Consider the following 12,274-nt stretch of genomic DNA (forward strand, 5'->3'; position numbering starts at 1 on the left):
TAAATTCTATGTATAAACATTTGTAAATGATTCAACAGGCTGTTTTGTATGATAGAAGATTCCTTTCCAAAGACTCTCTTCATACCAAGTAATAGTAGGCATATCAGGTTGTACTAAATACCCAAGCCCTGCAAATGTTTCATTTCTGTTTCCAGATGGGTCAAAGAAATAAATAGTATTTCCTCTTGTAATACCATGTCTTTGAGGTGTAACATCTACTTTTACATCATTTTTTGACATAACATCAGCAGCTCTTAATATATCTGCCCAATCATCTAAGAAAAATGCAAAGTGATGTAATCCCATTTCAGGACCACCCACAAAAGCTAAATCATGAGGTGTTGTACTTCTAGCTAACCATGTTGCTGCTTGGACATCACTATTTGGCCCTACAACTACTTGTTCTGTTAATTTAAAGTTTAAAACTTCAATACAAAATTTTGTATTTTCAGCAACTTTATTAATTCCTTTTTCAGGATTTAATTCACACATTAATAAAGCATGATCTAACCAATGAGCTCCAACTCCTGTAAGACCATCTGGCCATGGATCAGGATTTTTTGTCCCAACATCTTTTCCAACAAAATCTTTTTTAGCAAAAAGAATCATCTCATGTCCAGATGGAAGATTAAACTTAATACCTCTTCCACAGAAAAGAACTTCTCCTTCTTGAACATCTTGTACATCAATTCCATAATCAAGAATTTTTTGTTTAATAACATCTAAATCTGAATCATTTACAACTTTATAAGCAATATTAATAAATCCAGCTTCATTTGATGGTGTTAATACTAATGAGTATTTATCCCACTCATCCCAACACTTAAGATAAACATTTCCATTTTCATCAGTATGAGTTATTCTTAGATCCATAACTTTTGTATAATGTCTAATAGCCTCATCCATATCAATTACTTTGATATTTATATGTCCAATTCTCATAATTCCTTGATCCATTTTTGCTCCTTTTTTAAATTAAACTAGTCCAAATTTTTTATCTTTTGTTTTTTTACATTTTACTTTTCCAATAAACTCAAATTCAATATCAGTTTTAGGATAAGCTCTACATGCTAAAACAAAACCTTGTTCTCTCTCAACAGGGGATATATGTTTTTCACTCATACATGAAGTTTCAACATCACCTTTTAAAATTTTTATTTTACAAACACCACATCCTCCTCCATGACAACCGTTTGGTGCAATTTCAATTCCACCTTTTGCCATAGAGTTTAAAATGTGCTCATTTATATTTGCATTTACACTATTATCTAGTCCAAGCATTTTAAGTTGAAATATTGAACTATTCATTTTCAATCCTTTAAAATATATAGATAAAAAAACTATCTATATTTTTACTATTTGAACTATACTTGAAAAGATTCGCAGAAAAATCGCAGAAAATAAATTTTTAAAAAATTTTCAGAAACAAAAAAAGGCCTGCATACACAGGCCTTTTTTTAAATAAAATTAAATAGATTTAAATAGAGGTGAACGCTGATTTTCAGCATTTAAATCAGCTTTTGAGAAGAACTTTTCAGTATAAATATCTTTTTCATAAAGTCTTCCTCTCATAAGTGTTGTAATACAAGCATCTATCATTGGAGGAGGACCACAAAGATATGCTTTTTTCCCTGAGAAGTCATTTTCAAAAAGCTCTTTTGCTGCATCATTTACAAAGCCTTTTCTTCCTTCCCAAGAAGGTGTATCTTCATCGGATAAAACGGGTACATAAGTAAAATTATCATACTTTTGTTCTAAGTCTCTAAATAAATCAGCATAATATAACTCTTCTTCATTTCTAGCACCATGAAAAAGTGTTATTTCTTGTTTACTTCCATTTTCAAGTTGTTCTAAAATCATAGATTTTGGACTTGAAAGACCTGAACCTCCTGCAAAGAAAATCATAGGTTTATTAGCAGATTCTCTTACAAAAAATCTTCCATAAGGTCCTGATATTTTCCTTCTAGCACCTACTTTTACATTTTTATGAATCCAAGGAGTTGCTTCTCCATCTGGAACTAAAGAGATATTTAACTCTACAATTTTTTTATCATTTGAAGAGTTACATAAAGAAAATGCTCTTGGTTCATCAAAGCCTGGTACATGATATTGTACATATTGACCTGCTTGAAACTCAATCTCTTCATCTAATTCTATAAAAATACCTTTGATTCTTGGTGTTAAATCCTTTACCTCAACAACTGTTCCCATAAAGTCTTTTACAGGTATTGATTTTGCATCTGGATCTTCATCAACATCAGCTTCTATAGCACAATCTTCCATAGGTGTAGCAGTACAAGCAAGACATTTCCCCTCATCTTTTTCCATATCCATAAGGGCAAAAGGAGAGGCTGCACCATAGTCAACCTCACCTTCTAAAACTTCTATCTTACAAGTACCACATAAACCATGAGAACACGCATGGGGAATATATACCCCTTGTCTTAAAGCAGCATCAAGGATAGTTTGACCATCCCCTACTTCTACTATATCTCCTGTTGGTTCTATTTCTACTTGATAACTCACATTCCTACTCCATTAATTCCTGTTAAATTTGGTGTTTCAAATCTAACTAATGATTTATGGTCAATTCCATTATCTTCAAGTGACTTTTCAAAATCAGGAGTAAACTCTTCACCGTTTAATCTCCAAATAACAGAATCATCCCATACAACTTTTTCAAAATCTGGATGATCTTTATAACAACTAGGCATTACTTCATGAACTAATGCTTTAAAAGGCATAGCAGGTGGCAAAGGAAAAGCCATTGCTGAATTTATCAACTTATGTTTATCCCAACCTACATATACAAGTTGATTACCATGAAACTTATCTACACTATCCATCATAATTACTGGATATTCACCTTTTGCTTGAATTGCCATTATGCTTCTCCTTTCCATTCTTTCCACATTTTTTCATCTTGAGAACCTACATAATCAAGATTGTCTTGTCCAAACTCAACTTTATACCACTTAAGTACTTCTGGAAGTGTTGCTCCACCACAATTTCCTTGGAAAATTTGATGTACTGGTAACCACGATTGGATAAACTTTTCAGGTTCATCTTCAAAAATATCTTTACAATGATCCGAACAGAAATGGAATCTCTCACCATTATACATAGTATGTCTATGAGCAATTTGTGTTGGTTCACCTTTTTCAACTTCTGTTGCTAACATTGGTAATTGACAAGTTTGACATAATTGAGGAAGCATTTCAGAATAGTATCTTTTACCCTCTTTTTCTAACTTATTCCAATGTTCATAAACAGGTCTGTAGTACTTATCAAAAGTATCTGGATACTTTTGGCTTAACCAGTCCATTTTTTTCTCATCTGGAATCCAAGTATGGAAAGGTGCTGCTGCATTATGAGTATATAAAGTCATCCAAACTTGATGAGAAATATGCTCTTTTTCAGCTTTTATTGTTGCTGCACAATCTGGAACTGTAATTCCATATCTTTCTAAATCTTTAAATAATGCAACTGTGTTTTGCTCAAAATATAATTCCCAAGCTTCTTTCCAAGATTGTGGTGATTCAGGTAACATATAATCCATCATTGCAGATACTAAACCTAAAACTTTATATCCTCTCCATGTCCATTTATCAATCCACTTTTGAACAATAGGAACATTATCAGGGTCTTGCTCTAATAAGAACTTAATTGCTTGTAAACCTAAAGTCATGTGTCTTGCCTCATCACTTTGTGCAGAGAATCCAAATGTTACTGTCGCCATATCTCCATTATAAGCAGCACCACTCATAAATGGTACAAATAAAAGATTTGTTAATACATACTCAAATGAGAATCCAATAGCAATAATAAACTCGAAAGGTCCTGCTGCTCTTGCATCATCAAAAAAAGATTTAGGAACAGATAAATACCAAACATTATCATGCCAATGTGTCCATTCTGAAAAACCATTAAAATATTTATTATAATGACTTAAAGTATGAACTTGAGTTTGTACATGTCTTAACTCATCAATAGCTTGCATTTGACAAGCAACTCTTGGACCATCACCTCTAAAAGCTCTTGCAATATTAGCAAACCCTCTATGTGCTTGATATTCTAATGGCGAAACACCTGTTAAAAACAGTTTTAAAGCTGATACATATCTTGCATCTGTAATATTTTTTTGTCCATTATTTTGAGCAAATGCATCAATAATTGCATATAACTTTTTGTCTTTTTCACCTTGGTATTTCCAATAAGCATCCATTGTCATTCTAAATGGATCTTCCCAAGCTTCCCAATCATGTATTTTTATTCCCTCAAATTTATCTTCAGGGAAAACGTCATCCATATCTTGATATGTAGTTTCCCAACCAAGTCTTGTCATATACTTATATTTGTCCTTCATATTTAGACGTTTTTTTCTTTTTTGTGTACTCATAGTCATAATATTTTCTCCTAGTTTTCCCAATAAATTGTAAAATGATCATAATCCTCATCAACATTTCCGGCTAATGAAATTAAAACTAACTGTAACTCTTGTGGATCCCATTCTCTACCTAGTTTTTCAGATACTGTTTGGGCATTTATTACCATCTTTTTCTCTGCTGAAATTTTTACCATTGCAGGTTGTGGATCAACCTCAACATTTTCGTTATCTTCTTGAATTGCTTCAATAATAGCTCTTGTTTCATCTACTGCTTGAAGTGCTAAAAATACTTTTGACATTCTTTCTCCTATAGGTTTAAACCATTTTTATTTAATCTTGCCACTAATTGTTCTTCTATACTACTAATTGTTTCTTCTGGATTATTAACTATATTTTTAGCAATTGCTAGTGCTGCATTTTTAGCAATATCAATATATTTTTTACACCATTGATTTAATAACTCTTTATTTTCATCAGATTCTAAAGCTGCAACTTTAATTGTCATATCAATCCATTTTGCAGATTCATCATTCCATGATGTGATAAATTCTGTCATCATTGTTTGAGCTGTTCCACCTCTTTGATTTAACTCTTGTTCATATTTGTCAAATACTAAAGGATGAATAAAACCATCTAAAATTACATTTTGTGCAATATGTAATTCAAACCAATCTTGTAAAACAAAGCTATCTTCCATTGCTTTTCTAAGTGGCTGCCATGATTCATCATTTAACCATTTATCTTTTGCAGTATCTAAAACAGCAGGTTCATTTTCACTAAGTAATAGTCCAATTCTTGTAAGATACTGAGCGTTTCCTAGTCTATCTTCTGCATGAAACATATATGCATTTGTAATAGCTGCCCCATAACCTTCTGAACATAATTGAAGATTATTCATATTTGCTCCCCACTCATAATGTCTAAGAGGTAAAACATAATTCAAGATTTCTTGTTTTATATCTTCTGGCATTACATCTAACATATTTCTTTTTTCTACAAATACAAAATTTTGTTCAGCAACTTCTTGTTGTTTTGCTCTTGCTGTAACATACGAAGCATAGTGATATTGTCTTGGATCTAAAAACTTATACCAATCTTCCATTTTAATGCTAGTTTTGTTTTTATCATATAACTCAAAATTTGGGTTTGCATACGGTCTGTAGTGAAAATTAGCAATTGGTTGAATATCATAAGTAGCCTCTTCATATCTTGAAGCCATCTTGCCTTCACCAATTCTTCTTTCTACATGACCAAAAGTTTCTCTCTTTGGTTTAATATCTATACTTTTAATATCTAAAGACATATTCTTAACTCCTTTATTTACTTAGTGTTCCAACAACACCATACTGCCATTTATGTTTGTCGTTTTCCACATCAATCTGTTGTTCTCTTGTTAAATGCTTAACTGCATTTCTTTTACAAAACTCATCAAATTGCTTTTTCGGCAATGCAAGTTCAACATACATACATGGATCACCAATAGAAAAATCAAACTCTACTAAATCATTTGGTTTAACATCAGTAATATGTACATATTTTCTTTCAAATGGTGATTCATTAGCCATAACACCTACCTTTTTCAATTATGAATTTTTAATTCAATTTGAATCTTAATGGAAAAAAATCGCAAAATTATCGCAGTTATTAGTGAATATTTTTATTTATGTTATAATTTTTCAAATCTACAATAAGAGCAGTAAAATGGGAAAAGTTAAGAACTATATTTTAAATAATAAATCTATACCTACTAAGTTTTCACTAACTTATATATTAATAGGTGCTATTGGTATTTTGTTTATTGATAGACTTATAAGTGAGTTTTCAAAGTATCATTCACTAAGTAAAGAAGGACCTTTAACTTTTGGGATTTTATTTTTAATAACAACTGGAATAATTCTATTTATCATGTTAAATCACATGCAAAAAGTAGTATCTAGGATTGAGCAGTCATATAAAGAATTAAAAGATAAAGATAAAGAAAGACTTGTACCTTATGAATTTGCATTAAATAACTCAATTGACGCAATTTATTGGTTTACATTAGATGCAAAATTTATTTATGTAAATGAAGCTGCTTGTAAAATGATAGGTAGAAGTAAAGAAGAGTTTTTAAACCAAATGTATTTAGAAGATATGGATCCAAACTTTGATAGACAAACAGCAAAAGAGTGTATGCATAATATTTATAATCATAAAGACTGGAGATTAGAAACAACACAAATAAGAAAAGATGGAACTATTTTTCCTGTAGAGGTTTCAGGACATGGGTTTACTCACAATGGCCATGAATATATCTGTGCTTTTGCAAGAGATATGACACAAAGACAAGAATATAGAACAAAAATTACAAAGATGAATCAAGAACTTCAAAAATCAGTTGAAGAAAAAGATATATTACTAAAAGAGATACATCATAGAGTAAAAAATAATATGGAAATAATCTCTTCTTTATTAAATATGCAAGAGAGACGAACAAAAGATAGAGATATGATTTATATCTTACAACAAAGTAGAAGTAGAATTCATACTATGGCCTTAGTTCATGAGTTTTTATATTTAGGTGAAAACCTTGCATATATAAATCTAAAAAACTATATAAAAAGACTTGTGGATGATATAAAAGAATTATATATTTCTCAAAATACAACTTTAAATGTAGATGTTCATATTGATAATTTAAGTTTTTCTACAAACAGATGTATTCAAATAGGTATGGTTTTACATGAATTATGTGTAAATGCTTTAAAATACGCATTTAAAGAAGATAGAGATAATTTACTATGTATTCACATGAAAAAGATTCAAGATAAAATTCATGTAAAAATACGCGATAATGGAGAAGGCTTAGAAGATATTAGTTCTTTATATAAAGGTGATTCAATTGGAATGCAACTTATTCACTCAATTATAGAAGATCAACTAGATGGGACTATAGAGTTTAAGAATAATAATGGCTTAGAGTGTAATATAATTTTTTCTAAGGATGAGGGAGAATAATAATGAGCAAAATTGAAATTTTAATTGTAGAAGATGAATCAATAATTGCACTAAACCTAAAAGAAACACTAATTGAATTAGGGTATAAGGTTTGTGGAGTTGCACCTAATAGATGTAAAACTTTAGCTTTGCTAGAAAAAGGTGCTAAACCTGATTTAATTTTAATGGATATTTATCTAAAAGGTCCAACTACAGGAATAGAACTTGCTAAAGAGTTAAAAAATTCAATTCCTGAAGTACCTGTAGTTTTTCTAACAGCTAATTCAGAGATAAAAACAATAAAAGAAGCTTCTGAAACTTTCGCTTATGGATATATAATAAAACCATACAAAAAACAAAGTTTACACGCAGCAATTGAAGTAGCACTTAGCAAAGCAAAAGAAGATAATGAAAAAATTAAAAAGCTTGACGCCGTTGAGAATATAAACAAAACTTTAGAACATCAATTATCTTTAAATAAGGAACAAAATCATAGAACAATACAGTTAAAATATGGATATCTTTATGACAAAGAAGTAGAAGTTTTATACTATGGAGATGAGCCTATAAAACTTACTGCTAAAGAAAAAAAAATTATTGATTTACTTTGTAGGAGTGCTGGGCAGTTTGTATCACAAGAACAAATGGAATATGCTATTTGGCAAGATGAACCAGCAGGATATGCAGCTTTTAGATCTGTGTTATTTAGACTTAGAAGTAAAATACATAAAGATTTAATAGTAAATCAGAATAATTCAGGTTATAAAATAGAGTTGTTCTAAAAAAAGTGCGATAAGAATACGATTAAATTCTACTAAAATGCCTTTATTTTTATAAAGGAGTATTAGTATGGATTTAAAACTTGAAAATAAAACTGCTCTTGTTACAGGTTCAACCTTAGGTGTTGGTTTTGCAACAGCTAAAAAACTATGTGATGAGGGTGTTTATGTCTATATAAATGGAAGAAATAAACAAAATGTTCAAGAAGCTATCAATAAAATAAAATCACATAATCAAAATGCAAAAGTTGAAGGAATTGTTGCTGACTTATCAAGTAAAGAAGGCTGTGACAAACTAATAAAACAGCTACAAAAAGTAGATATTTTGATAAATAATCTAGGAATATTTGAGCCAAAAGAGTTTACAAGTTTAGAGGAAGATGACTGGCTTAAAATGTTTAATACCAATGTAATGAGTGGAGTAAGACTATCTCAACACTATTTACTTTTTATGTTAGAGCAAAACTGGGGAAGAGTCATCTTTATTTCTAGTGAATCAGCATATCAAATACCAAAAGAAATGATTCATTATGGTATGACTAAAACTGCACAATTATCAGTTGCTAGAGGAATAGCAGAACTTACAGCTGGTACAAATGTAACTTCAAACTCTATAATAATAGGACCTACTAAATCAGAAGGTGTTACTACTTTTTTAAATGACTATGCAAAACAAATGAACTTTACTTTTGAACAAATGCAAGATGACTTTTTTAAAAATATAAGACCTACATCGCTACTTAAAAGATTCACAGAAGTTGAAGAAGTATCAAATATGATTGTTTACACATCAAGCCCATTATCAAGTGCCACAAATGGTGCAGTTTTAAGAGCTGATGCTGGTGTAGTTCAAAGTGCAATATAAAAAGGAAACAGATGAAAAACTATAATATATCTTTAATCAAAGGTGATGGAATTGGTGTTGAGATTATAAACGAAGCTGTGAAAGTATTAGATGCAGTTAGTAAAAAGTGTGGCTTTAGTTTAGAATATAAAGAATATTTAATGGGTGGTGCTGCTATTGATAAAGTAGGACATCCTTTACCTATTGAAACTCTTGAAGGAGTTATAAAATCAGATGCTTGTTTATTTGGAGCAATCGGTGGTGAAAAATGGGATAACTTACCTAGACATCTAAGACCTGAATCTGGACTTTTAAAATTTAGAGAAGAATTAGGAGTATATGCAAACTTACGACCTGCGATTGTTTATGATGAACTTACAAATGCTTCAACCCTAAAGCCTGAAATTATTAAAGGCTGTGATATTATGGTTGTAAGAGAATTAATTGGTGGTATATATTTTGGAGAGCCAAGGCAAAATAATGGACAAAAAGCTTTTAATACCATGGTTTATACAAAAGAGGAAATCCAAAGAATCGGAAAAACAGCTTTTGAACTTGCTATGAAAAGAGATAAAAGATTATGTTCAGTTGATAAATCAAATGTTCTTGAAGTATCACAACTTTGGAGAGCTACTATGATTGAGTTATCAAAAGAGTATCCAGAAGTGGAATTAACTCATATATATGTAGATAATGCAGCTATGCAGTTAGTGCGAGATCCTAAACAGTTTGATGTAATAGTTACAGGAAATATTTTTGGAGATATTTTAAGTGATACAGCTTCAATGGTAGTAGGTTCAATCGGTCTTCTTCCTAGTGCTTCAACTGGAAATAAAACAGCAGTTTATGAGCCTATTCATGGTTCAGCTCCTGATATTGCAGGTTTAGGAATAGCAAATCCAATAGCTACTATTGAGAGTGCTAGTATGATGCTTAAGTATTCACTAAATGAAGAGGAAGCTTCAAATATAATTCAAAAAGCTATAAAAGATGTATTAAAAGATGGCTATAGAACAAAAGATTTAGCATCTTTTGATGCCAAAGAGGTTTTAAGTACTTCACAAATGGGAGATATTATAGTTGAGTATATCAACAAATAAAGCTAGAAGAACAGGAAAAAACTTTAATCAAGTAATAGAAGATATGGCAGAAGGTAAAACTTCAGCAGATATTGCAACAGTTGATACTGCTAATAAAAGTAATAAAGATAATGGAGGCTATGTAGGATTACAAGTACAAACAGCTAATAAACAAACTGATACCTCAATTTCTACAATGAAAGGTGAACAAAAAGCCAAAATGCTTAATAGTGATGGTACTTTAACTAGTCAAGGTAAATTTACAGTTAGTGGTTCAGCAGAACTTCAATCTTATCAAAAAATGGGTAATGTTGCAGGTATGATGAATGTAATGAAAAATAACCCAGAATATATAAAAAATCTTGCAGATAAAATGATCTCAATGGCACAAGAATCTGGAAAAAATGAAGAAGAAGGCAATGCTAGAAAAAATGAAGTTATGAATGATTTAGAAAAGTCAGGCTTAATTAGTATAGATGATAAAGGGGGATATCAAGTAAACCCACAAAACTTTGCAAGAGCAAAAGCTTTTTTAAATGCAAATAATATGAATAGTAATAACTCATTAATTGCAGGTGGTATGTCATTTAGTGGTACATTAGGTAAAAACCCATCAATACAAGCTAATGCACTAAATAGTGTGGTTTCAGGAGATAGAAAAGAGTATAATGATAATGTTGATGTTAAAAACAAAGGTGGGCAATTTAATTATGATCCATTAATTGATTTAGTAGGAAATGATACTGTAGGCGAAATTGCTAAAGGAGTTTTACAAGGTGCAGTAGTGCTAGGTGCATTAGATACTCTAACTGGTGGTAAAGTAAGAGATAGAATTGCAAGTTCAAGGAAAAAGCTTTCTGAAAAAATATCAGATAAAAGACATTCTAAAAAAGAAGGGCATAAAAAAGGTAATGATGGAAAATGGTATGATTTAAAAACAGAAAAAGGTAGAGAAGAATTTGCAAAAGACCCTAAAAATTTAGAGAACTTGGATGATGCAACTAAAGAAAAATATTATTCTTCATCTTCTCCTACTGCTTTTGAAAAAAACCCTTCAACTGCTCCCCAAAGTGCAGCACCAACCCAAAGCACAACAAATACAAATACAGCTCCTAAAATTGCAGATGACATAACAGACTCTCCTTCTAAAGATATAAAAGATGATAACATAAAAAAGAATAAAAAGACACAAAAATATATGGAAAAAGAATTAAATGATAAAAAAACTGATTTAATTAAGAAAGATCCAGATGAATTAGCAAGAGAAACAATGTTTAATCAAGCACAACAAAAGTATAAGTTAAATGTAGATGATTTTAGAAGTGGTAAGATTGACCAAGATACATTTAGTAAAAATAATGCGAAATTATCTTCTTTTATGAGTAAAGTCAATAGTGGTGCAGATATAGGAATGAAAGACTTAAAAGATGTAGGTATTAAACCTACTCAAGAACTTCCTATGGAAACAAAAATGTCAAAGAATAATAAGCCTTATGAAGTAATTAGTACATCAGAGTATGGACAAACAGTTAAAAGAAGTAGAGGCTAGTAAGATTAGAGTTGAAGAATAAAACTTAAATAAATTTGATGCAAATGGTAATCCAAAAGTAGAAGCAGTTCCAAGTGTTGATGCAGGAAAAGTTCAAAGTCCAGATGTTGATACACCTAAACCGCAAACTCAACATCCAAAGATTGATAATTTTATGACAGAAGCAGAAGCAAAAACTGTAGGAGCTAATAAAGGTTTCTTATCACAAAGGTTTGATACAGTACAAGATGCACTTAATGGTCCAGGTAGTTGGAAAACAAAATTAGGACTTGCTGCTTCAGCATTAGTTTTAGGTTCGCAGAGTGAAGCAATTGGAAATATATTAAATGCAATACCTACACCAGATAATCTTTTTAATGGAATGCCTTTAGGAGAAGGAAGTGATATTGTTCCTCCACCAAATTATCAAATGCAACAAGCTCAAAGTCAATTAATTCCTAGTATTGCACAAAATCAACTTAACAATATACCAACTGCAATGCCTTTCATGGCTAATAATTCTAACGGAATGGCTCAACAAGGATTAATAAGTATGATACAGCAACAATATTTAAATAATACTCAAGCATTTAATAGTGGTACTATGTCACAGTCAGCATATACAATTAGCAAGTGTACTTTCATCAATTGCTAATTCTCAACCAGTTTCTCAACAAAGTT

General features: G+C 30.8%; 14 protein-coding genes. 6 read left to right on the forward strand and 8 right to left on the reverse strand.

Annotated features, from left to right (window positions below):
- Window positions 1-6 precede the first annotated feature (6 nt).
- From ACH5BK_RS07875 to ACH5BK_RS07910, 8 genes are all read right to left on the reverse strand, one after another.
- Window positions 7-957 (reverse strand): catechol 2,3-dioxygenase, encoded by a 951-nt coding sequence (locus ACH5BK_RS07875; protein WP_404306156.1) that lies wholly within the window; start codon window positions 955-957, stop codon window positions 7-9.
- An 18-nt stretch (window positions 958-975) separates the two neighbouring features.
- Window positions 976-1,308: a 2Fe-2S iron-sulfur cluster-binding protein gene (locus ACH5BK_RS07880; RefSeq protein ID WP_404306158.1), complete on the reverse strand. Its 333-nt coding sequence runs from the start codon at window positions 1,306-1,308 to the stop codon at window positions 976-978.
- A gap of 159 nt (window positions 1,309-1,467) precedes the next feature.
- Complete coding sequence (locus tag ACH5BK_RS07885) at window positions 1,468-2,526, reverse strand: NADH:ubiquinone reductase (Na(+)-transporting) subunit F (RefSeq protein ID WP_404306160.1); 1,059 nt, start codon at window positions 2,524-2,526, stop codon at window positions 1,468-1,470.
- Entirely contained in the window at window positions 2,523-2,885 is a 363-nt protein-coding gene (locus ACH5BK_RS07890) for a phenol hydroxylase subunit P4 (RefSeq protein WP_404306162.1), read from the reverse strand. Before ACH5BK_RS07890 ends, ACH5BK_RS07885 begins: the two co-directional genes overlap by 4 nt.
- Window positions 2,885-4,405, reverse strand: coding sequence for an aromatic/alkene/methane monooxygenase hydroxylase/oxygenase subunit alpha (locus ACH5BK_RS07895; RefSeq protein WP_404306164.1), 1,521 nt, complete (start codon window positions 4,403-4,405; stop codon window positions 2,885-2,887). The genes ACH5BK_RS07890 and ACH5BK_RS07895 overlap by 1 nt, the downstream gene beginning before the upstream one ends.
- An 11-nt stretch (window positions 4,406-4,416) precedes the next feature.
- Window positions 4,417-4,686: an MmoB/DmpM family protein gene (locus ACH5BK_RS07900; RefSeq protein WP_404306166.1), complete on the reverse strand. Its 270-nt coding sequence runs from the start codon at window positions 4,684-4,686 to the stop codon at window positions 4,417-4,419.
- An 8-nt stretch (window positions 4,687-4,694) separates the two neighbouring features.
- Window positions 4,695-5,690: an aromatic/alkene monooxygenase hydroxylase subunit beta gene (locus tag ACH5BK_RS07905; RefSeq protein ID WP_404306168.1), complete on the reverse strand. Its 996-nt coding sequence runs from the start codon at window positions 5,688-5,690 to the stop codon at window positions 4,695-4,697.
- Between the two features lie 13 nt (window positions 5,691-5,703).
- Window positions 5,704-5,952: a phenol hydroxylase subunit gene (locus tag ACH5BK_RS07910; protein WP_404306170.1), complete on the reverse strand. Its 249-nt coding sequence runs from the start codon at window positions 5,950-5,952 to the stop codon at window positions 5,704-5,706.
- Between the two features lie 136 nt (window positions 5,953-6,088).
- Here ACH5BK_RS07910 and ACH5BK_RS07915 point away from each other — a divergent pair, with 136 nt between their 5' ends.
- The 6 genes from ACH5BK_RS07915 to ACH5BK_RS07940 all read left to right on the forward strand — a co-directional run bounded on the left by ACH5BK_RS07915 (window position 6,089) and on the right by ACH5BK_RS07940 (window position 12,248).
- Window positions 6,089-7,384 carry a sensor histidine kinase gene (locus ACH5BK_RS07915; RefSeq protein ID WP_404306172.1) on the forward strand — a complete coding sequence of 432 codons (1,296 nt, stop codon included), beginning with the start codon at window positions 6,089-6,091 and terminating at the stop codon, window positions 7,382-7,384.
- A 2-nt stretch (window positions 7,385-7,386) separates the two neighbouring features.
- Window positions 7,387-8,145 (forward strand): response regulator, encoded by a 759-nt coding sequence (locus tag ACH5BK_RS07920; protein ID WP_404306174.1) that lies wholly within the window; start codon window positions 7,387-7,389, stop codon window positions 8,143-8,145.
- Between the two features lie 67 nt (window positions 8,146-8,212).
- Entirely contained in the window at window positions 8,213-9,007 is a 795-nt protein-coding gene (locus tag ACH5BK_RS07925; protein WP_404306176.1) for an SDR family NAD(P)-dependent oxidoreductase, read from the forward strand.
- 11 nt (window positions 9,008-9,018) lie between these two features.
- The gene (gene leuB / locus ACH5BK_RS07930) at window positions 9,019-10,086 is read left to right on the forward strand and encodes a 3-isopropylmalate dehydrogenase (protein WP_404306178.1); all 1,068 of its coding nucleotides are present in this window, start codon (window positions 9,019-9,021) and stop codon (window positions 10,084-10,086) included.
- Window positions 10,067-11,614: a hypothetical protein gene (locus tag ACH5BK_RS07935; RefSeq protein ID WP_404306180.1), complete on the forward strand. Its 1,548-nt coding sequence runs from the start codon at window positions 10,067-10,069 to the stop codon at window positions 11,612-11,614. The genes leuB and ACH5BK_RS07935 overlap by 20 nt, the downstream gene beginning before the upstream one ends.
- A 154-nt stretch (window positions 11,615-11,768) precedes the next feature.
- Window positions 11,769-12,248: a hypothetical protein gene (locus ACH5BK_RS07940; protein WP_404306182.1), complete on the forward strand. Its 480-nt coding sequence runs from the start codon at window positions 11,769-11,771 to the stop codon at window positions 12,246-12,248.
- The last annotated feature ends 26 nt before the right edge of the window (window positions 12,249-12,274 follow it).

This window comes from Arcobacter sp. YIC-80 (assembly GCF_044841725.1).
In the GTDB taxonomy this organism is placed as follows: domain Bacteria; phylum Campylobacterota; class Campylobacteria; order Campylobacterales; family Arcobacteraceae; genus Arcobacter_B.